General features: G+C 53.5%; 20 protein-coding genes, 1 pseudogene and 1 riboswitch. All 21 genes and pseudogenes read right to left on the bottom strand.

Translation table 11 applies throughout. The features are described from left to right. Position 1: 1 nt before the first annotated feature. Complete coding sequence (gene purN, locus TCARDRAFT_RS11260; RefSeq protein ID WP_040683362.1) at positions 2-622, bottom strand: phosphoribosylglycinamide formyltransferase; 621 nt, start codon at positions 620-622, stop codon at positions 2-4. After that, on the bottom strand, positions 615-1,679 hold the full coding sequence (gene purM, locus TCARDRAFT_RS11255; RefSeq protein ID WP_007290117.1) for a phosphoribosylformylglycinamidine cyclo-ligase: 1,065 nt from the start codon (positions 1,677-1,679) through the stop codon (positions 615-617). Before purM ends, purN begins: the two co-directional genes overlap by 8 nt. Further along, a complete protein-coding gene (purF, locus tag TCARDRAFT_RS11250; protein ID WP_007290116.1) occupies positions 1,666-3,084 on the bottom strand; it encodes an amidophosphoribosyltransferase in 1,419 nt (472 codons plus the stop codon). The genes purM and purF overlap by 14 nt, the downstream gene beginning before the upstream one ends. Positions 3,085-3,105: 21 nt before the next feature. Then, positions 3,106-3,822, bottom strand: coding sequence for a phosphoribosylaminoimidazolesuccinocarboxamide synthase (gene purC, locus TCARDRAFT_RS11245; protein WP_007290115.1), 717 nt, complete (start codon positions 3,820-3,822; stop codon positions 3,106-3,108). 19 nt (positions 3,823-3,841) lie between these two features. After that, on the bottom strand, positions 3,842-4,336 hold the full coding sequence (purE, locus tag TCARDRAFT_RS11240) for a 5-(carboxyamino)imidazole ribonucleotide mutase (protein WP_007290114.1): 495 nt from the start codon (positions 4,334-4,336) through the stop codon (positions 3,842-3,844). 81 nt (positions 4,337-4,417) lie between these two features. Continuing rightward, entirely contained in the window at positions 4,418-5,788 is a 1,371-nt protein-coding gene (locus tag TCARDRAFT_RS11235; protein ID WP_007290113.1) for an NCS2 family permease, read from the bottom strand. 226 nt (positions 5,789-6,014) lie between these two features. Then, positions 6,015-6,116, bottom strand: a riboswitch (purine riboswitch). A 93-nt stretch (positions 6,117-6,209) separates the two neighbouring features. Then, a pseudogene (gene guaA / locus TCARDRAFT_RS11230) lies at positions 6,210-7,752 on the bottom strand (glutamine-hydrolyzing GMP synthase). 29 nt (positions 7,753-7,781) lie between these two features. Next, complete coding sequence (locus TCARDRAFT_RS11225) at positions 7,782-8,621, bottom strand: MTAP family purine nucleoside phosphorylase (protein ID WP_007290110.1); 840 nt, start codon at positions 8,619-8,621, stop codon at positions 7,782-7,784. A 20-nt stretch (positions 8,622-8,641) separates the two neighbouring features. Further along, positions 8,642-9,679 carry a cyclic dehypoxanthinyl futalosine synthase gene (mqnC, locus tag TCARDRAFT_RS11220; protein WP_007290109.1) on the bottom strand — a complete coding sequence of 346 codons (1,038 nt, stop codon included), beginning with the start codon at positions 9,677-9,679 and terminating at the stop codon, positions 8,642-8,644. Continuing rightward, complete coding sequence (locus TCARDRAFT_RS11215; protein WP_007290108.1) at positions 9,676-10,515, bottom strand: menaquinone biosynthetic enzyme MqnA/MqnD family protein; 840 nt, start codon at positions 10,513-10,515, stop codon at positions 9,676-9,678. Before TCARDRAFT_RS11215 ends, mqnC begins: the two co-directional genes overlap by 4 nt. After that, positions 10,512-11,612, bottom strand: a complete 1,101-nt coding sequence (gene mqnE / locus TCARDRAFT_RS11210) for an aminofutalosine synthase MqnE (RefSeq protein ID WP_007290107.1) — start codon at positions 11,610-11,612, stop codon at positions 10,512-10,514. Before mqnE ends, TCARDRAFT_RS11215 begins: the two co-directional genes overlap by 4 nt. Positions 11,613-11,751: 139 nt before the next feature. Further along, complete coding sequence (gene pdaB, locus TCARDRAFT_RS11205; protein WP_007290106.1) at positions 11,752-12,492, bottom strand: polysaccharide deacetylase family sporulation protein PdaB; 741 nt, start codon at positions 12,490-12,492, stop codon at positions 11,752-11,754. Positions 12,493-12,557: 65 nt separating this feature from the next. Further along, positions 12,558-13,208, bottom strand: coding sequence for a hypothetical protein (locus tag TCARDRAFT_RS11200; RefSeq protein ID WP_007290105.1), 651 nt, complete (start codon positions 13,206-13,208; stop codon positions 12,558-12,560). A 121-nt stretch (positions 13,209-13,329) separates the two neighbouring features. Continuing rightward, positions 13,330-14,955, bottom strand: a complete 1,626-nt coding sequence (groL, locus tag TCARDRAFT_RS11195) for a chaperonin GroEL (protein ID WP_007290104.1) — start codon at positions 14,953-14,955, stop codon at positions 13,330-13,332. Between the two features lie 33 nt (positions 14,956-14,988). Continuing rightward, positions 14,989-15,273, bottom strand: a complete 285-nt coding sequence (gene groES / locus TCARDRAFT_RS11190; protein WP_007290103.1) for a co-chaperone GroES — start codon at positions 15,271-15,273, stop codon at positions 14,989-14,991. Positions 15,274-15,510: 237 nt separating this feature from the next. Then, positions 15,511-16,092: an ANTAR domain-containing response regulator gene (locus TCARDRAFT_RS11185; protein WP_040683370.1), complete on the bottom strand. Its 582-nt coding sequence runs from the start codon at positions 16,090-16,092 to the stop codon at positions 15,511-15,513. After that, positions 16,092-17,510: a sensor histidine kinase gene (locus TCARDRAFT_RS11180; protein ID WP_232199127.1), complete on the bottom strand. Its 1,419-nt coding sequence runs from the start codon at positions 17,508-17,510 to the stop codon at positions 16,092-16,094. The genes TCARDRAFT_RS11185 and TCARDRAFT_RS11180 overlap by 1 nt, the downstream gene beginning before the upstream one ends. Positions 17,511-17,744: 234 nt before the next feature. Beyond that, positions 17,745-18,770: a tRNA (adenosine(37)-N6)-threonylcarbamoyltransferase complex transferase subunit TsaD gene (gene tsaD / locus TCARDRAFT_RS11175; protein WP_040683369.1), complete on the bottom strand. Its 1,026-nt coding sequence runs from the start codon at positions 18,768-18,770 to the stop codon at positions 17,745-17,747. Between the two features lie 153 nt (positions 18,771-18,923). Further along, the gene (gene rimI / locus TCARDRAFT_RS11170) at positions 18,924-19,379 is read right to left on the bottom strand and encodes a ribosomal protein S18-alanine N-acetyltransferase (protein ID WP_007290099.1); all 456 of its coding nucleotides are present in this window, start codon (positions 19,377-19,379) and stop codon (positions 18,924-18,926) included. Then, complete coding sequence (gene tsaB, locus TCARDRAFT_RS11165) at positions 19,376-20,083, bottom strand: tRNA (adenosine(37)-N6)-threonylcarbamoyltransferase complex dimerization subunit type 1 TsaB (protein WP_007290098.1); 708 nt, start codon at positions 20,081-20,083, stop codon at positions 19,376-19,378. Before tsaB ends, rimI begins: the two co-directional genes overlap by 4 nt. After that, complete coding sequence (gene tsaE, locus TCARDRAFT_RS11160; RefSeq protein ID WP_007290097.1) at positions 20,043-20,543, bottom strand: tRNA (adenosine(37)-N6)-threonylcarbamoyltransferase complex ATPase subunit type 1 TsaE; 501 nt, start codon at positions 20,541-20,543, stop codon at positions 20,043-20,045. Before tsaE ends, tsaB begins: the two co-directional genes overlap by 41 nt. Positions 20,544-20,545 lie beyond the last annotated feature (2 nt).

Here is a 20,545-nt window from a genome sequence, read left to right as displayed (position 1 = left end):
GTTATTTCTCTCCTTCCCGGATTAGCACCCGCCGCCCGTCCACAACTAACCGCCCTTGGCAATACAAGGAAATCGCCCGCGGGTAAAGAACATGCTCGACGGCCAAAATGCGTTCGGCTAACGTAGCAGGTGTATCGTCATCCCGGACCGGCACGGCCTCCTGGAGAATAATCGGGCCGCTGTCCATCCCTTCGTCAACAAAATGAACCGTGCAGCCTGCGACCTTAACGCCGTAGCGTAGCGCCTGCCCCTGGGCATCAAGTCCCGGGAAAGCCGGTAGCAACGATGGATGGATATTCATGATCCGGCCGGGGAAACGATTAATAAAGTAGGGACTGAGCAGGCGCATGAAGCCAGCCAGCACGACAAGCTCCACCCCGTGGGCCGCCAGTTCATCAGCCACCGCTTTTTCAAACGCTTCCCGGGTGGCAAAGCCGGCGCGTTCGATGCAGCGCGCCGGCACGCCGTATTCGGCCGCACGCGCCAACACCGGCGCGGCCGGATTATCGCTGATAATAATGCCCACCGTGGCGTCGACTTCGCCGCGCCGGATGGCGTCCATGATGGCTTGGGCATTGGACCCCCGGCCGGAAGCCAGTATGCCCAGCGTCACCTTACTCACCAAAAACGCCTCCTTTAAGAACCACTTCGCCATTTCCGGCCACGACCCGGCCAATAACGTAGCAGGCTTCGCCGCGCGCCGCCAGGTCGTCCCGGACGGCATCCGCCTCCTGGGCCGGCACGATGAGAATGAGGCCGATGCCCATGTTAAAGGTCCGGTACATCTCGGGCCACGCTACCTGCCCCCAAGCCTGAAGGCAAGCAAAGATAGGCGGCATGGGCCAGGCGCCGGCGTCAATTTCCACGGCGCAGCCGGCGGGCAGCACGCGCGGGATGTTATCATAAAAACCGCCGCCGGTTATATGCACCATGCCCCGGATATCAAACCGTTCAAGGAGCGGCAAGCAAACACGCGGGTACAGCCGCGTAGGCTCCAAAAGCTCTTCGCCCAGCGTCCTTCCAAGTTCGGGAATGTAGACGTCCGGCGCAAAGCCCTTGACATCAAAACAAATTTTACGCACCAGTGAATAACCGTTGGAATGGAGGCCGCTGGAAGGCAAGCCGATAAGGACATTGCCCGGCCGGATCTTTTCACCGGTAATGAGCCGTTCCCGTTCCGCCACCCCGACGGCAAAGCCGGCAATATCATATTCGCCGTCAGGATAAAAGCCGGCCATCTCCGCCGTTTCCCCGCCAATGAGAGCGCACCCGGACTCGCGGCAGGCTTTAGCGACACCGGCGACGATGGCCGCCACTTTTGCCGGTTCTAATTTGCCGACAGCAAGATAATCCAAGAAAAACAGCGGCTCCGCCCCTTGGACCAAGATGTCATTAACACACATGGCAACGGCATCCTGGCCAATGGTGTCGTGTTTGTCGAGAAGAAAGGCAATTTTTAATTTAGTGCCCACCCCGTCGGTCCCAGATACCAGTACCGGCTGGCGATATTTGCCGATATTCAGGGCGAACAGGCCGCCAAAACCGCCGATGTCGCCGACCACCTCAGGACGATAGGTAGAGCGTACATGCTCTTTAATCAAGGCTACCGCCGCGTTGCCGGCATCGATATCTACACCCGCATCACGATAAGTCAGCCCGGTCTCGTTATTCAAAGACATATTTATTCCCTCCTGCAGCGGCGCATGTCGGCGTACCAGCCGGATAATCGCAGTTGAAACACGCGTAGCACATGGCGTCGCTGTCCACATTCGTAATAGACTGTTTCAGGCCGTCGAGCGATAGGTAGTGCAGCGAGTCGGCGCCAATGAACTGACGGATTTCTTCTACCTGTTTGGTGGCGGCGATAAGTTCTTTGCGTACGGCTGTGTCAATACCGTAATAGCAGGGGAAGCCGATCGGCGGCGAGCTGACGCACATGTGTACCGCTACTGCGCCAGCCTCTTTCAGCATACGCACAATTTTGCCGCTTGTCGTCCCCCGAACGATAGAATCGTCAACCATAATAATCGACTTGCCCTGCACGATATGGCGAACGGCGTTAAGTTTCATCCGTACGCCGAGATCACGTTTTTTTTGCTCCGGCTGGATGAAGGTGCGGCCGATATAACGGTTCTTAATCAGTCCCTCGGCATAGGGGATACCGGTTTCGTGACTAAAACCCAAGGCCGCGGTGGTGCCCGAGTCAGGCACCGATATGACGATATCGGCTACCAGCCCACTTTCCCTGGCCAACTGTCGCCCCATGCGGAAACGGGCTTCGTATACGCTTTGTCTGTCGATGACGCTGTCGGGACGGGCAAAATAGATATACTCAAAAACACATAAGGCTTTGCGGTCTTCCCTACCAAACCGCTCGGACTTCACACCTGCATCACTGATGACCACCATCTCGCCGGGCTCGATATCCCGCACCAGTTCAGCGCCCACCGTGTCAAGAGCACATGACTCGGAGGCAATAACCCAGCCGCCATTTAGCCGGCCGAGACACAGCGGCCTAAAGCCATGAGGGTCGCGCACGCCGATTAATTTATCTTCGGTCATAATGACCAGGCAGTAAGCCCCTTCTATGCGGGCTAGGCTTTCTTTAATTTTGTCCTCAATAGTAGCTTGCGACGAACGGGCAATGAGATTCACGATGACTTCGCTGTCCATCGAAGTTTGAAAGACGCTGCCCTGCTTTTCCAGCGCCTGTCGGAGCTCGCGGGCGTTAGTCAGATTGCCGTTGTGCGCCAAGCTGATATGTCCGCCTGAATAAGTTACCAACAGCGGTTGAGTATTTGCAAGCAAACTGGAACCGGTAGTTGAATAGCGAACATGACCAATGGCAATATGGCCGCGCAGCGAAGGCAGGCCCCGGCGGAACACCTCGCCTACCAGCCCCATACCGCGCTGAACCTCCATTTCACTGCCGTCGGTAACAGTGATGCCGGCGCTTTCCTGCCCCCGGTGCTGCAGGGCGTATAGACCCCAATAGGTATTGAGCGCCACGTCGTCATGGCGGGAGAAGATGCCGAAAACGCCACATTCCTCCCGCAGCTTATCAGCCCGAAAATCGTAGTACACAGCTAGTCTCCTTTCCGCAGCCTAGTCGGCAAAGACCTCCCCGGTCAAGCGGTACAACACTTCCTTGTAGGCCTCTTCCACATTACCCAGATCACGGCGGAAACGATCCTTGTCCAATTTCTCCCCGGTACGACTGTCCCAGAAGCGGCAAGTATCAGGCGAGATTTCATCGCCCAGCAGCAGTTCGCCCTTGTGCAGACCAAACTCCAGTTTGAAGTCGATTAGCTCTAGGTTCTTTTCTTTTAGATAGGCGCCGAGAATATCATTTATCTTAAGCGCTGTCTCAGCCATGGTTTTCACTTGGTCCTCGGTAGCCAGTCCGAGAGCTTTAATGTGATAGTCGTTAATGAGCGGGTCACCCAGCTCATCGTTTTTGTAGTAGAACTCAAGTACCGTAGTCGGCAGTTTCTTACCTTCTTCCCAACCAATCCGCTTGGCAAGCGATCCGGCCGCAATATTGCGGACGACAACTTCGACTGGCAGGATCTTCAAGGTTTTGACCAACATTTCACGGTCGCTGATCGTGCGGATATAATGATGTTTAATCCCATGCTTTCCTAATAGCTCAAAGAAAAAGGCAGAAATTTTATTGTTGAGCACACCTTTGTTCAAAATCGTTCCCCGTTTAATGCCGTTAAAAGCCGTGGCGTCATCCTTGTAGTACACCAATAGTTCATCCGCATTGTCGGTCGCATAGATTTTTTTGGCTTTTCCTTCATAAAGCGGTTGTTTTTCCATAAAACTTTTCCCCCTTCATTTAATTTGCTTGCAGTTTTTCTTGGGCCCGGGCGGCCTTTTGTTCCACTTCGGCAGCCATTTTTTGGCGGTAAGCGGCCAGTTTGGCAGCAAGAGCGGCATTGCCGGTTGCGATGATTTGCGCGGCGAAGATAGCGGCGTTTTTGGCGCCGTTTATGGCCATTGTAGCTACCGGGATGCCGGAAGGCATTTGGACAATGCTTAGCAGCGCATCAAGCCCGCCAAGAGATGTGCTGTTAACCGGCACACCAATAACCGGCAGGGTGGTAAAACTGGCTACAACGCCGGGAAGATGGGCGGCGGCGCCGGCAGCGGCAATAATCACCTTGACGCCGCGTTTTTCCGCTGTAGCGGCGAATTCGTGAACTTTATGAGGCGTACGGTGAGCCGAAGCAATCACCACTTCGGTATCGATGCCAAAATCTTGCAATGTTTCCAGCGCCGGCCTCAAGATAGGCAAATCGGAATCGCTGCCCATAATAATGGCTACTTTCACTTTCAAACACTCCTTTGCGGTATTTAAAACCCAGATACTAAGGCTTTTTCTTAGTATCTGGGTTAAAATCAACAAATAATCTTATTCAGAGAGAAAGATGAAACGAAGAACGACGAGCACGGCCAGAATATAAACGATCCAGTGAACTTCCCGGCCCCGCCCGCTTACCAGCTTAAGGACCGGATACAGCACTAGACCGGCCGAAATGCCGTTGGCAATGCTGTAGGTAAAAGGCATCAGGACGATAGTAGCAAAAGCAGGCATACTTTCGGTAAAATCGCTGAAATCAATGTGGCGAACCGACTCGAGCATAAGCGCGCCAACAATGATGAGAGCAGGCGCGGTAGCCGCGTCGGGAATAAGACCGGCCAGCGGCGTAAAGAACAAGGCAAGTAAGAAGAGAATGCCGCAGACAATCGCCGTCAAGCCGGTGCGGCCGCCGGCGCCGATACCGGCCGCGCTCTCCACATAGGCGGTAATAGTACTGGTGCCAAGCAGAGCGCCCAGGCTTACACCGGTAGCATCGACCATCATGGCTTTGCCGATACCGGGGAACTTGCCGTTTTTGTCTACCAGACCGGCTTTGGTGGCGGCGCCCACCAGGGTGCCCATGGTGTCAAACAATTCAACAAAGGTAAAGGTAAAAATGATGGTCAAAAGGCCCATATGAATGGCGCCCCAGATGTCAAGGGCAAAGAAAGCGTTGCGGCTGAAATCAGGCACGGCAATGGGGCTGAAGCCGGCCGGGATCTTTACAATGCCCATGACAATACCGATTATCGTAGTAGTAAGAATGCCGATGAGCATAGCGCCGCGCACATTGCGGGCCATTAGTACGGCAATCAGGACAAGACCGAAAACAGCCAGAAGAACATGGGGATCGGCCAGCTTGCCGAGCTCAATAATCGTCTCAAAGTGCATGGGCGTGCCGTTGCCTTTGGCGGCGACGATTTTCTCTAGCGTCGGCGGAATAAGGGAAAGACGAATACTCATAATGCCGGACAATTTTAAGCCGATAATGGTAATGAACAGACCAATACCGACGGTAATCGCATGTTTAAGCGATGTCGGCATCCCCTCTACCAAAAGCTGACGAATATTAGTAACAGTGAGCAGAATAAAGATAAGACCGGAAATAAATACTGCCCCTAGCGCTACTTGCCAGGAAACACCCATGCCAATAACAACGGTAAAAGCGTAAAACGCGTTCAGGCCCATGCCAGGCGCCAAGGCAATAGGATAGTTGACAAAAAGTCCCATCATAATCGTCACCAAACCGGCGCCAAGAGCCGTTGCCAACAGGACGGCGTTTTTATCCATGCCGGCCGCCCCTAAAATGCTAGGATTGACGAACAAAATGTAGGCCATGGTCATGAAAGTGGTAATGCCGGCCATAACTTCTGTTTTAACGTCCGTTTTCCGCGCGCTCAGCTCAAACAACTTTTCCAACATTTTTCTTTTTCCTCCCAAGTCGCATTTGTCTTTTGAGTAAATCCCTCCCATTTACCGCCGCCACCAGCCGGTGAAAACAATAACCCAGGCAGGGGAAAATTTTCATCTCGTAAAAGAGCGAAACTTCCCCGCCCGGGTTTTTATCCCATCGGTGTGGCGCTACTGGGTAACACCTGTACCACTCGGTCGCAGCCATAGCCGAATATAAGCACCGGCCATGCGGAACCCTAGGTACACTTTCACTCGTAGTCGGGCAATTTACGGTTGCCCGGTAGAGACTCTTGAGCCATATTCTCAAAATTATACGAGTAGGAGCAATATGTTGTCTACGTTTTTTATTGTACCAGCGGCAACCAACACTGTCAACAAAAAAGTGAACTATTCCGTTTCAACAAGGAAAAACGTTCGGATTTATCTGTTGTCACTCCCATTCGATTGTGGATGGTGGCTTAGACGTAATATCATAGACAACGCGGTTGACACCTTTCACCTCATTAACAATTCGGCGGGAAATCACATCCAACACTTCATAGGGCAGACGCACCCAGTCGGCCGTCATTCCATCCTCGCTGGACACGACGCGGAGACCAACTGTATACGCATAGGTACGCTCGTCGCCCATGACACCGACGCTCTTCATGGCCGGCAGGACGGCAAACGACTGCCATACCTTACGGTAAAGACCGGCAATCTTGATTTCCTGATGGACAATGGCGTCAGCTTCCCGCAAAATCTCGAGCCGCTCTTCCGTAACTTCGCCGATAATCCGGATAGCAAGACCGGGGCCGGGAAATGGTTGTCGCCAAACAATATCCTCCGGCAAATTTAACTCGCGGGCCAAAATGCGAACCTCGTCTTTGAAGAGGTCACGCAATGGCTCGACCAATTTGAACTGCATATCTTCGGGCAGACCGCCTACGTTATGGTGGCTTTTGATAACCGCCGCCGTGGCTGTTCCGCTCTCAATGACATCGGGATAAAGCGTGCCCTGGACCAAAAACTCAATATCGCCCAGCTTACGCGCTTCGTCTTCAAACACGCGGATAAATTCTTCACCGATAATTTTGCGCTTCTGTTCCGGGTCGGTAACGCCGCGCAGGCGGTTTAAGAAGCGTTCGCTGGCATCCACATAAACCAAGTTGATATGAAAACCGTCGCGGAAGGTTTTAACCACCTGCTCCGCCTCGCCCTTGCGCAGCAAACCGTGGTTGACAAAGACGCAGGTTAACTGGTCACCCACCGCTTTATGGACCAGCACGGCGGCTACCGATGAATCGACGCCCCCGCTCAGGGCGCATAGCACCCGCTTATCGCCCACCTGCCGGCGAATAGCTTTCACCGCCTGGTCGACAAAAGAACCCATGTTCCAGTCGCCGCGGCAGCCACAGATATCAAACAGAAAATTGCGCAGCATCTTCAGTCCTTCAGGCGTATGAGCCACTTCCGGATGGAACTGGACGCCGTAGATACGCCTTACCGGATCGGCCATGGCTGCCACCGGCGTACTGTTGGTATGAGCGGTCACGGCAAACCCTTCGGGAGGGGTAGCAATATAGTCGCCGTGGCTCATCCACACCTGCGTTTCGCGGTCAAGCTGGGCAAAAAGACCGCTGTTGTCGTCAATATACAGACGCGTATTGCCATATTCGCGGGACGTGGCATGAGCAACCTCGCCCCCCAGCAAATGGGCGGTCAGCTGCATACCATAGCAGATGCCAAGGATGGGAATCCCCATAGCAAAGATTTTCGGATCACATTTTGGCGCCCCTTCACTGTACACGCTGGAAGGACCACCGGAAAAGACGATGCCCCGTGGCTGCCGATCAAGAATCTCCCGTCACCGGGGTATGAAAGGGTACAATCTCGCAGTACACGCCGCACTCCCGGATGCGGCGGGCGATGAGCTGGCTGTATTGCCCGCCAAAGTCCATCACCAGGACCTGTTCTTTTCCATTAACATCCATTATTAGACATTCCCCCTTTTAAGACCAAACTATATCATATTATCGGCCGGACTGTAAACACCTTTCAGCAGCGTCTCTTTCCTAAGGTCCCGGCACTGACAGGCGCCAGCAGGCGCTAAGCGGCGGATAGCGTCCAGCAAAATACGGCTGATAAGGGGCGCGTCATTATAAAAAATAGCCTTTAACTCTTGATGGGACCAGTCTGTGACGACGCCCTCGCCATAATTGACCACGAAATAGAGACCGGCATAACAGGCGCCAATTTCCCGGGCCAGATAAACTTCCGGGCACAGGCTTTGACCGACAATGTCGGCATGACCGCGCAGCATTCTGATTTCCGCCGGACTTTCGAAGTGGCGTCCTTCGGTGACGGCATAGACGCCCCTGGTAAAAATGCGGCCCCCGTAGCGCTCGCGGGCGGCGGCGACAAGGGCGCTACGAATTTCCGGACACAAGGCGTCGCGCATCACCAGTAGATATTTTCCCTCCAAGCCCACGTCCTTACGCAAGGAGAGATCAATATAGTCATCGGGAACAACAACGTCGCGGGGATCGAGCAGGTGATTGACCGACCCCACGCCCCCCTCGGCAATAATCCGTTTGACACCCGTTTCCCGCAGCACCCAGAAAACTTGCCGAGAAGCGTCGGCACGGCTTGTGCCGCTGCGCCAGCCGTGCATTTTGCAGGTCAGTACCTGCCGGTCGTCAACACTAAATAAACGAAACGGCGGACTCATACCATAGGGCGTATCAAAAAACAAATCATCGGCTAAAATTTTAACCCCTGGATCGCCGGCGCCCAAGGGAAAATCACTGGACAGCGTGCCTGAGCCGCCGATAACGGCAAAATCGGTTTGGAGCAGGTTCATATTCGCTCCCTTACCCTCCCTCACGAGTCAAATACTTGCAGAATGTTGTACGCGGTATCGCGCTGGGCGGGTCTGCGCCCGGCCGCCCGGATAAGAGCAATCATTTTCTCGCGGGACATTTCATGCGACGTCCCTGCCGCTTTGACCACGTTTTCTTCTAGCATAATACTGCCCAAATCATTAGCGCCAAAGGCCAGCGTCAACTGACCGATTTCCTGCCCCTGCGTCACCCAGGAGCCTTGGATATGTCGGAAATTATCCAGATACAGCCGGGCCACCGCCAATGTGCGCAGATAATCCCAAGCCGAAGTCTTTTCCCCGCCGAGAGCGGTGTTGCCGGGCTGATACGACCACATAATAAAGGCGCGAAAGCCACCCGTTTCCGCCTGGAGACGGCGCACCTTTTCAAAGTGCTCAATGCGCTGCTGGTAAGTTTCCCCCATACCGATAACCATGGTGGCTGTTGTGGCAAGGCCGGCCCGGTGCGCCTCCCGCATGACCATCAGCCATTCGCTCGCGCTGATTTTTTGCGGACTGACCCGCCGCCGCACGGCATCGACCAAAATTTCCGCCCCTCCGCCCGGCAGAGAATCCAGCCCGGCAGCCTGTAACCGCCGGAGCACCTCGGCTACCGGCAGGCCTGACTGCCGCGCCATATGCAGAACTTCCGCCGGCGAAAAAGAGTGAATGGTAATGGCGTAATGCTTTTTAATTAGCGTCAACAGATTGGTATAATATTCGAGCCCCAAGTCGGGATGCAGTCCGCCCTGCAGCATGATCTGCGTACCACCCGCGTCCAGCGTCTCCCGTACTTTGGCCAAAATGGTTTCATTATCCAAAAGATAAGCCTGCGGATGGCCGGCGCGGCGGTAGAAGGCGCAAAACCGGCATTCACTCTGACAGACATTGGTATAGTTAATATTGCGGTCAATGATAAAGGTAACGATGTTGCCTGGGTGCAGGCGTTGGCGAACGCCGTCCGCCGCCCGTCCCAGGGCCAAAATGTCGCCGTGGGCCAGAAGGTCCAGGCCTTCCGCTGGCGTCAAAGGAGCGCTCACAGTATTACCTCCGCAAATCGAAGTTCGGGAATGCGGGCGATTAAGCCCAAATCATAGGCCAGGCCATAATAGGTAAGCAGGGCCTGCCGGTGACGTTCGGTAAATCCATAATTTAAAAGGTTTATGTATTCGTAAATTTGTTCGGCCGTAAAGGGGGTCCGGCTGGCCATCATCCTGGCCGCCAGGCGCAGGTGCGCCAAACCGTACGCGAAACCCCCAGTCACTGTCCGGTAAATCTGCTGTAATGCCGCGGGCCGCTTGGCCGCAAAATCGGCATTAACCACCCACAGGGCATAGACCATGCCTTGTCCTGTCAGTTTGCGCCATTCATCCCCCAGGTCATAATACCAGTAGTCAGGGTGGCGATGGTGAAAAGCTTCCAGGGCGTCATCACCGATAAACAATACTGCCTCGGCTTGCTGGAGTACCCCCTCGGCCAGTGTTAGCGGGCTGATAAAATAACGCGGCGCAATATGATAAGCCTTAGCCAAGATAATTTTCAGCATCCGGTGCGAAGTAGCCGATTTGGCCGTAAGCGCCACCGCCTGCCCGTCAAGCGCGCTGATTGGCCGCTTGGCGACAAGCAAGATGCTTTGCAGCGCCCCCTCGGCGCTGATGGACACATCGGGGAGGATACGCAGCTTGTCTGGCTGCTGGGCATAAACAATTGACGATACCGGACTGACGTCCAATTCACCGGCAGTCACCATACTGTTGAGCCGGGCGGGCACATCCCGGACAATGGTAAGCCCCTGGCCATAGCCGCCGGTAGCAAAAGCATAGGTTAGCGGCAGGCAATTAATAAAGTGAATATGCCCTAAACGCGGCTCTCTCATGCTGACTCCCCGTCATAAACGGCCAGCGGCCGGTAGAACGTATCCCGCTCCACTGCCACATAACCAGTCTCACGCACCAGGCGAATAATGGCATTTTTCGTAATGCCGGCAGCAGTTTTCGCCCCAGCAGCATGGATGATTTTTTCTTCTACTACCGTGCCATCCAAATCATCTACTCCGAAAGCCAACGCCAGTTGCGCTACCGGCAAGGTAAGCATCATCCAGAAACCCTTAATATGGTCGAAATTGTCGAGAACGAGGCGCGCCAGCGCAATCATTTTCAGATCTTCCCAAGCAGTTGCCCGCTTTAAGTGCGCCAGGCCGGTGTTATCCGGATGAAAGGGAAAAAGAGCAAAACTCTGAAAGCCGCCGGTCTCGTCCTGGATTTCCCGCAGAGTAAACAAATGACGCAGGCGCTGCTCTTCGGTCTCGACATGGCCGTAAAGCATGGTGGCGTTGGTGGGAATTCCCAGACGGTGAGCGGTCTTAATTACCTCGATCCATTCCGCCGTGGTCGCCTTATTGGGGCAAATCACGCGCCGCACCTCATCATCAAGAATTTCCGCGCCACCGCCCGGCAGGGAATCCAGCCCGGCCTGCTTGAGCTGGGTCAGCACCTCCCGCACCGTCAGCCCTGCTTGTTTAGCGAAATGGACAATTTCCACCGCTGTAAAGGCTTTGATATGGACGTGAGGTAAGAGTTCTTTTACCATCCGGACAATATCCAAATAATAACTGAAGGGCTTGTCCGGGTGCAAGGCGCTGACAATGTGAATTTCCGTCAAGTCGGGCGAAGCGGTGGCCGCCTGCCGCACCAATGCTTCCACCTCATCTTTTTCCATGATGTACGCCTGTTCATGGTCGGCGCCGCGGCCGAATGCACAGAGCGGACAGCGGGCAACGCAAATATTGGTCAAATTTATATGGCGATTGACGTTAAAATAAACATAACGGCCGGATTTGCGCTCCTTTACCGTCCGAGCAAGCTGACCCAATAATAGGAGGTCGTCCTGCCGATACAAGGCCAAAGCCTCACTAAAGTTTAGGCGGTCGCCGCGCAAAACTTTCTCCTTAGCGGCCGCAATAAGTTCTTCCATGATGCTGCACCTCGGATTTGGCTTATGAGTGTAGTTATCAGCATAATCCTGGAGAATTATGCGATTTATTGTACTTCGCGCTTGGCTGTTTATTTCCTGCCCTCAAAAAACAAAGCCTGCCAAAGCAGGCTGCACAGAGTTAGTGCCGCTGAATTCCCTTTTCACTGTATTTGCTTAAAAGCTCACTTACGGTGACAATTTGATAGCCTTCGGCCTTAATTTTCTCTAGCAGGATGGGCAGCGCCTCGGCAGTCTGTACCGGCGTATCGGACGCGTGCATCAAGATAATCGCCCCCGGCTTTAACCGCTTCATGACCCGCTCGATAATTACGTCCCGGCCAGGGTTTTTCCAATCCAGCGAGTCCACGTTCCAAATAATGGTCTTATAGCCTAATTCGTCCGCTGCCTTGAGCGACCGCTGGCTATAGTGGCCATTGGGCGGACGGATCAGCGTCGGGTCAACCCCTGTTACTTCCTTAATTAGCGCATGGGCTTTCAGAATGTCTTCTTTTACCCATTCGGTCGTCATATCGCCGTAGTTTTCATGACGGTAGCCGTGACTCGCTATTTCATGGCCGTCAGCCACCATCCGCTGGGCAACTTCGGGATACTTCTTCGCCCATGGTCCCATAATGAAAAAGGTCACTTTCAGGTTGTGGCGTTTTAATGTGTCCAGAATGGACGGCGTGAATTTATTACCCCACGAATGGTCGAAAGTCAATGCGACAACTTTATGATCGGTATTTGTCCCAGCAATGGCGATGGGGCCGCCGGCAATAATATTAGCGGCCTGAACGTAGAGGGTACTAATGGCGAAAATGCCGATAATTCCAAAAAACAAGTGCCGGTGCCCCATAAACCGCCGTAAGTCAACTATCATGGTTTCTCCCTCCTCCCGCTACAGTGATATGTATGCGGCAAGGAGGCGAAATATGATGGTAATGCTTATTCCGTCTTATCGGCCCAACGGATATAGGGATAACGCCTAAGCGCCGCCATAATCAGCCGGTCTGAAAATGTGTAGGCCAGCCGCAGGGTGGCAACAACCGTGGCCGCCGTAATCCACCACAGATATTCGTCGCTCTGCCTGATTTCCCGGGGAATAACAAGACCGGCCGCCACAACGATGAAAATAAAAGCAGCCGTCAGCGGAATAGCGGTCTGAATAACGCTAAAACCAAGCTGTGAATACAGCCGGGTGGTAAATGGTTCGCCATGACGGTTCACTATTGCCATGACAGCGGCCATTCTTGCTTCCACCCAGGCCGCTTCATGGCCGGCGGCTACGATCGAGCCGCCGACAGGCGGGTAGTTTTTAAAGGCTATGGCCAGCGCGCCTCTGTCAGGCACCTCAAAGGTAATGGTCAGCGCGTCTAACCGCGGCAGCGAGCGAAGCAAGCTAATAAGTTTGTCCCACTCCGTTACCGTTTGCTGGGGCCGCTGCTGGTCTTTGCCCAGCAGATCACCGCCAACGCCGATAACTGCCTCCCATTTAAGGCCCTCGTCAGCATGAAAAACGGTCCACACCTCACGTAGCATGCTTTCACTGAGCCGACAGGCCGGCAGTCGCCCCTGCCGGGTAACTTTATACTCCACGGTTTTACCCCCTGCATACAAACATCGACGGCATTACCCAGAAACCAACTCCATTATATCGGCTTTTCGGACACGAAAAAAGAGGCAACCTTTCGGTTGCCTCCGGACTCGGCCTAAAATTTTACATCATGCCGCCCATGCCGCCCATGCCGGCTCCAGCGCCTGCCGGATTTTCTTTTTCCGGCTTGTCGGCAACCAGGCACTCAGTAGTAAGCACCATGGCTGCGATGCTGGCAGCGTTTTGGAGCGCGGAACGGGTAACTTTCGCCGGGTCGACGATACCAGCTTTAATCATGTCGACATATTCTTCGGTCAGGGCATTGAAGCCAATACCTTTGCCGGCTTTCTTAACGTTTTCAACCACAACGGAGCCTTCCAGACCAGCGTTGTTGGCGATTTGACGAACCGGTTCCTCGATGGCGCGCTTGACGATTTCGACACCGGTCTTTTCGTCGCCCGTAGCTTGGATGTTGTCCAGAACATGCTGAATGTCGATGAAGGTAGTGCCACCGCCAGGCACAATGCCTTCTTCCACCGCTGCACGAGTTGCGTTGAGGGCATCTTCGATGCGATGCTTTTTCTCTTTGAGCTCTACTTCGGTAGCAGCGCCAACATGGATAACGGCTACGCCGCCAGCCAGTTTGGCAAGACGCTCTTGCAGCTTTTCACGGTCAAAGTCGGAAGTAGTTTCTTCGATTTGAGCCTTGATTTGGTTAACACGCTTTTTGATTTCTTCGGCAGAACCATGGCCGTCAACAATAGTGGTTTCTTCTTTGGATACGCGAACCTGACGGGCGCGGCCAAGGTCGCTGAGCTGCACGCTGTCCAGTTTGCGGCCCAGTTCTTCGCTGATGACGGTACCGCCGGTAAGGATAGCAATGTCTTCGAGCATGGCCTTACGGCGATCGCCAAAGCCGGGAGCTTTAACGGCAACAGCCCGGAAGGTGCCGCGCAATTTGTTAACAACGAGCGTAGCCAGCGCTTCGCCTTCGACATCTTCGGCAATGATGAGCAGTTCTTTGCCAGACTGAACCACTTTTTCGAGGGTGGGCAGCAGGTCGGCAACAGCGCCGATTTTCCGGTCAGTGATGAGGATGTACGGATCGTTCAGGACGGCTTCCATCTTGTCAGCATCGGTAATCATGTACGGAGAGATGTAGCCACGGTCGAACTGCATGCCTTCCACAACTTCGAGGTCGGTGCCCATGGTTTTGGACTCTTCAACAGTGATGACACCGTCTTTGCCCACTTTTTCCATGGCTTCGGCAATGAGCTTGCCGATTTCTTCGTCAGCAGCCGAAATCGAAGCAACTTGGGCAATAGCTTCTTTGCTTTCCACTTTTACGGCTGTTTTCTTAATTTCCTCAACCAGAGCGTTAACGGCCTTTTCGATACCCTTCTTGAGGATCATCGGATTGGCACCGGCAGCCACGTTGCGCATACCTTCACGAATCATCGCTTGCGCCAGCAGCGTAGCGGTAGTGGTGCCGTCACCGGCTACATCGTTAGTCTTGGTGGCAACTTCTTTCACCAGTTGGGCGCCCATGTTTTCAAAGGGATCTTCCAGTTCGATGTCACGGGCAATCGTCACACCGTCATTGGTAATCGTCGGAGCGCCAAATTTTTTATCGAGAACAACGTTGCGGCCTTTGGGTCCGAGCGTTACTTTCACGGCGTTAGCCAGAGCGTTTACGCCTTTCTCAAGCGCACGACGTGCTTCTTCGTCAAACAGCATTTGCTTTGCCATATATATACCTCCCGTAAAAAATTATTTTTTAGATTATTGTACGATGGCCAGAATATCTCTTTCGCTCAGAATGAGGTACTCTTCACCGTCGATTTTAACTTCCGTACCGGCATATTTGGAGAAGATGACCTTATCGCCCTCTTTAACGTCCAGCGGAACACGGGTACCGTTTTCCAGCATTTTACCGGTACCAACGGCGATAACTTTGCCTTCCTGGGGCTTCTCCTTCGCAGTGTCGGGCAGCAGAATGCCGCTCTTGGTTTTTTCTTCCCTTTCCAGTGCCTTAATGACTACTCTGTCGCCTAACGGCTTGATCATATAAATACCCTCCTTTATGTAATATTATTTTTTTGACCCTATTTTGTTAGCACTCACTAATCGCGAGTGCTAATTCCATAAATTATAATATATAAAACCATTGGAAAAATCAAGAGCCCTAAAGGTAAAAAACGTTATTTTTGCAAAAAAAATTTGCTGCAAGCTATTTTTTGCCCCTGTTAGTTTTTCCATGTCTGCCTAATTTATACAAAAAACTGCCCGCTATACCAGGGCAGTTTAGCGTTTACGCGTGGCCGCTTCCACAATGGCTTGGGCCACTTCGCGAATAGATTTGCGTTTGCTCATGCTATATTGCTGAATCCGGCGGTACGCCTCGCTCTCGGTCAGATTATAAGCGTCCATGAGAATACCTTTGGCCCGGTCAAGAACTTTGCGGGTCTCGAGCGAGTTTTTAACTTCTTCCAGTTCCCGCTCCAGTTCCATAAATTCCTGAAACCGGGATAGGGCAATCTCCATTGCCGGAAATAAATTAGTTTCTTTTATCGGCTTGACTAAGTAAGCAAGTACGCCTGATTCCTTGGCCTTTTCGACAATTTCCTTCTGGCTGTAGGCAGTAAGGAGCAGCACCGGTGCAAGTTTTTCGTTGGAAATAATTTTGGCCGCCGAAATGCCGTCCATTTCCGGCATCTTGATGTCCATAATTACCAGGTCGGGACGGTGTTTGCGCACAAGTTCCACGGCTTTCAACCCATCAGCCGCCTCCCCGACGACAGTGTGCCCGGCTTCTTCGAGCAATTCGCGCAGATCCATTCGAATAATGGATTCATTGTCGGCAATAACGATGCGCAAAGGTTGCATCATAATCCTTCCTCCCTCATCCTCGGTATCGTAATCCGGGCATGGGTCCCGTTATTGGAAAATAATTGAAAGGTACCGCCGAGGTCGGTCTCCACTAAGGTGCGAACAATCTGCAATCCCAGACTGCCGGTAGTTTGCACATTAAACCCGGGCGGAAGACCAATACCGTTATCATATATTTCTATTTGATAACTGTCATCCCGGGCGGCGATGTCCACGCCGATTAGCCCCTCACGCCGCCCGACAAACCCATGTTCCAGGGCGTTTTGAATGAGTTCGTTAATGACCAAGGCCAGACTGGTCGCCTGTTCGGATGCCAGAACAACCTGTTGAGCATTGAAAACGGTCTGGATATTAAAATCAGGCTCCAGCATATTCTGAATGACTAAATCCAGAATATTCTTAGTCACTTCCGCAATGTCAATAACTTCCGTGTCCTGCTGGGACAGAAATTCATGGACCACGGAAATACTCAAAATACGATTTACACTTTCGCGCAAAGCGGCCTTGACGGCTGCCGAAGGTGTACGCCGCGCCTGCAGCCGGAGCAGGCTGGCAATAGTCTGCAGGTTATTCTTCACCCGATGGTGGATTTCCTGAATAACGGCCGATTTAATGAGCAGTTCTTTTTCTTTTTTCTTTAGTTCGGTAACATCAGCAACAATGACGATGATTCGTAAAACCTCGCCGCCGTGTATGATAGGAATAGCCCGTTGCACGATAACCATATTGCTGATTTCAAGTTCCGTTTCGCAAAGCTTGCCGGTAGCCGCTGCCTGTTGGGCGACACGGAGATTAATGAGCCGGTCATAAATACGGCGGCCGATTAGCCTTCCTACGCCTAATACCTTATATATACTGCCAGCGGCGGCATTGGCGAAAATAATTCGGCCACGCTCATCAGCAATGATAATACCGTCTCGCGCTGACAAGGGGCGGTAGCCGTCGCTGGCGACCGGGGCTGGCGCAGCCGTAAGCAAGAGGTAGGCTGTCTCGATTAAGGCGCTGGTGGTTCCCGCCGCCGTCTCCTCGGCGCTGCTTTCAAAGCTTACCGCCGCAATTATCTTGCCGGCATCGTCGCGCAGGGGAAAAGTACGCATATCCAACACGTCCGCGCCCAGCGCCCATTCCCGCTCGCCAGAAATACTCTCGCCGGAAGTAAGCGTGCGCCAAACAAGCGGTTCTTCCACGGCAAGCACGGTCGCACCCAGCAGGTTGGGTTTGTACCGGATCAGGCAGGTATTAGGCTTGGCCTGGGCCACAATCACCAGGTAATTGGCATCGCGAGCCCAGGTATAGACCGTTACCTGGGCGTAAGCCAGGTCGCTGGCCAATCCAAGGACGCTGCCAGCCCGTTCCAAGACGGCAATTTGGTCAGCATCCAAGACGGTTATCTTGCGGCAAATTTCACTGACCATTCCCATGGCACCTTATTACCCCCAGCGAATTTATAAATTTAAGTTTATTCAGCGTGGCTAGCTAAAATTCCTGCCGTCCCAGTTCATATTTTCCCGGTTTATTTCCAAAGGTTATCCCCTGGTTATCCACATTATCCACATTGATATCCACAGCTATTCCATCAGTTTTTTTCTCTCTGGGGCAAAGTTATCAACATTGTCCACATTTATGAGTAGAATACTTTTCCACAGTTTTCATTGTCCTAATTTCAATGCCGGCACGGCATTAAGATGTAAATCGGCATAACGGCCGGCAATATGCTTATAGTAGGCGCGGCAGGCAATCATCGCCGCATTATCGGTGCACAGGACCGGCGGCGGAAAAAAAAGCCTTAGGCCGGCGGCGGCGGTCCGCCGGCCCAATTCGGCCTGTAGCCGGCTGTTGGCGGCTACCCCCCCAGCTAAAACAATAACGCCGGTGCGGCAGCTTTCGGCCGCGCGGAGCGTCTTCTCCACCAATACTTCTACCACGGCCGCCTGAAAACTGGCAGCCACATCGGCGGCATTCACCGCGAAGCCGCGCTGTTTGGCACTGTTGAGATAATTAAGCACTGCTGATTTTAGGCCGCTAAAGCTAAATTCATAATTTTCGCCGGTTAGAGCGCGGGGAAAGGCAATAGCCGAAGGGTCACCCTGAGCCGCAAGACGGTCGATATGAGGGCCGCCCGGATAGGGTAAGCCCATCACCCGTGCCACTTTGTCAAAGGCTTCGCCGGCCGCGTCATCGCGCGTTTGTCCTAGTAACACAAAATCATTATAGTCCCGGACGTAAACAAGCGAAGTGTGCCCACCTGACACGATCAGCGCTACAAACGGCGGCTCGAGGTCAGGATGAGCTAAAAAATTAGCGAAGATATGGCCTTCCAAATGATTGACGCCGACCAGCGGGATGTCCAGCGCGAAGGCCAGCGCTTTAGCGGCGGCCACGCCGACCAGGAGAGCGCCAACCAGGCCGGGACCGTAGGTAACGCCCACCACGTTTATGTCCCCTGGCGTCGCACCGGCGGCGGTAAGCGCCTCATGCACCACGGGCATTACGGTTTCAATATGTTTGCGTGACGCGATTTCCGGTACTACGCCGCCATATTTCTGGTGTAGCGGCACCTGCGAGGAGATAATGTTGGAAAGAATAATGCGTCCGTCGGCCACGACCGCCGCGGAGGTTTCATCACAGCTCGTTTCCAAAGCCAAAGTCAATACTGCCAAGATAACCCACTCCATTTGCGCTATTAGTTTTTTAAATGTCAACCAGGTGAAAACTGAAAAAAACGGGCGGCCGCCGCCCCCCTGTTTGTTTTGTCACACTTAATACCTTGTCAGCATATGGTATAAGGCACAATCACCCGTCGGCCACGCAAGTGGCCTGATTTTTTTTCAAAGGCCTTCTTTCCACATGATTAAGGCATCTTCCTTAGTATCGCTATAATACTGCTTGCGGATGCCGCGCGGCATAAACCCCAGCCGCCGGTACAGGCGCTGCGCGCCTTCATTGGAAACGCGCACCTCAAGCGTCATACTTAAAGCCCCCCGCTTTTTCGCATAAGCCATCAAAGCAGTTAGCAATTGTTCACCAAGGCCCTGGCCGCGATAGGCCGGCAAAACGGCAATGTTAGTAACATGAGCTTCATCCAAAATAATCCACACCCCGGCATAGCCGACCACGGCGCCGTCCGCTTCGCCTACCAGGTAGTAGGCTAAGTCATTATCCGCTACTTCGGCCGCAAACGCTGCCCGTGACCATGGCGTGGTAAAAGAAGCCCGCTCGACTTCAAGTACGGCATCAATATCGTCGGCCGTCATTGGCCGTATGACCCATTTTCGTCTGCTCATCCACAGACTCCGTGACGGCGCTCCCACAGTTCTTCCGCTTCAGAACGCCTAATATAATAAGGTTCAAGCTTCATGACGTCATGCCGTACCCCTTGCCGCAGCATTTCTTGCGCCAATAGCGCCACACTGCCGGCCCGTGTGATGATGATATGTGGCGGGGCAATCACCAGGCTACCGCCGATTACTTCTGCCTTATCGCGGTATTGCTGAGCCCCTTCGCCGAGGAGTACCACCGGTTCGGGGCGCGTTGCCAGCTCCGCCAGGCATTCTTCGGCTGCTATCACTCGCGCCGGCGTTATTTCTTTAAGTACGCCCTGCTCCCAGCGATATAGCGCATTGTACATATTCCCTTTTTGAGCGTCTAACAGCGGTGACAGCACAAGACCCGGCAGCGGACAACAGTAGGCCAAAGCCGCCAGGGTGGGCACGCCAACCAGCGGCACATTCCAGGCGTAAGCAAGCGCTTTCGCCGTAGCCAACCCAATGCGCAGCCCGGTGAACGATCCTGGTCCGATGCTGACGGCCACAGCCTTGATTTGGTCCTTTGTCAGGTCGCTCATGCGCAGAAGTTCGGCGATATGGGGCATCAGCCGCTCGGAATGAGTCTTGCGGGTCTGGAGCGTTAGCTCGGCTATTAGGCGGTCATCGGTTGCCAAGGCCACGCTAGACACTAGGGTCGCAGTATCTAAAGCCAGTATCGGCACGCTCTTTCAACTCCTCGCTCATTTGTAAATAGCGCGGCCCCTGCGGTATCATCGTTATTATTCGCTCGGTAGGCCCTTCGCCGGCAGTAAAGCGAATATCCAGGTACTGCGCGGGAAGCGCCGCCGGAAATTTATCGGCCCATTCGATAAGCGCCACGCCATCGCCGCCCAGATACTCTTCAAACCCGATATCAACCAGCGCCGCGGCATTTTCCAAACGGTACAAGTCAAAGTGATAAACCGGGATACGGGCCGCATAGACGTTCATAATCGTAAAGGTTGGACTGGTAACGTCATTGACATCAGCGCCCAACCCGGCGGCGACTCCTTGTACGAATAACGTCTTACCGGCCCCGAGGTCGCCAGACAGGCAAACAATGTCGCCCGGCGCTAATAGCTCTGCCAGTTTTCCGCCTAACGCTTCCGTTTCGTCCGGCGTAAAAGTTTTATATACTAACATTT

The sequence above is a fragment of the Thermosinus carboxydivorans Nor1 genome (assembly GCF_000169155.1).
In the GTDB taxonomy this organism is placed as follows: domain Bacteria; phylum Bacillota; class Negativicutes; order Sporomusales; family Thermosinaceae; genus Thermosinus; species Thermosinus carboxydivorans.
The sequence above is the reverse complement of the archived record's forward strand: the minus strand, read 5'-3'. Positions and strand labels throughout refer to the sequence as shown.

Coding starts and splice junctions, on each gene's coding strand:
- purM (WP_007290117.1), bottom strand. CDS start 1,679: ATGTCTTTGAATAACGAGACCGGGCTGACTTATCGTGATGCGGGTGTA.
- purC (WP_007290115.1), bottom strand. CDS start 3,822: ATGGAAAAACAACCGCTTTATGAAGGAAAAGCCAAAAAAATCTATGCG.
- TCARDRAFT_RS11235 (WP_007290113.1), bottom strand. CDS start 5,788: ATGTTGGAAAAGTTGTTTGAGCTGAGCGCGCGGAAAACGGACGTTAAA.
- TCARDRAFT_RS11225 (WP_007290110.1), bottom strand. CDS start 8,621: ATGAACCTGCTCCAAACCGATTTTGCCGTTATCGGCGGCTCAGGCACG.
- TCARDRAFT_RS11215 (WP_007290108.1), bottom strand. CDS start 10,515: ATGAGAGAGCCGCGTTTAGGGCATATTCACTTTATTAATTGCCTGCCG.
- mqnE (WP_007290107.1), bottom strand. CDS start 11,612: ATGGAAGAACTTATTGCGGCCGCTAAGGAGAAAGTTTTGCGCGGCGAC.
- pdaB (WP_007290106.1), bottom strand. CDS start 12,492: ATGATAGTTGACTTACGGCGGTTTATGGGGCACCGGCACTTGTTTTTT.
- groL (WP_007290104.1), bottom strand. CDS start 14,955: ATGGCAAAGCAAATGCTGTTTGACGAAGAAGCACGTCGTGCGCTTGAG.
- groES (WP_007290103.1), bottom strand. CDS start 15,273: ATGATCAAGCCGTTAGGCGACAGAGTAGTCATTAAGGCACTGGAAAGG.
- TCARDRAFT_RS11185 (WP_040683370.1), bottom strand. CDS start 16,092: ATGCAACCTTTGCGCATCGTTATTGCCGACAATGAATCCATTATTCGA.
- TCARDRAFT_RS11180 (WP_232199127.1), bottom strand. CDS start 17,510: ATGGTCAGTGAAATTTGCCGCAAGATAACCGTCTTGGATGCTGACCAA.
- tsaD (WP_040683369.1), bottom strand. CDS start 18,770: ATGGAGTGGGTTATCTTGGCAGTATTGACTTTGGCTTTGGAAACGAGC.
- rimI (WP_007290099.1), bottom strand. CDS start 19,379: ATGAGCAGACGAAAATGGGTCATACGGCCAATGACGGCCGACGATATT.
- tsaE (WP_007290097.1), bottom strand. CDS start 20,543: ATGTTAGTATATAAAACTTTTACGCCGGACGAAACGGAAGCGTTAGGC.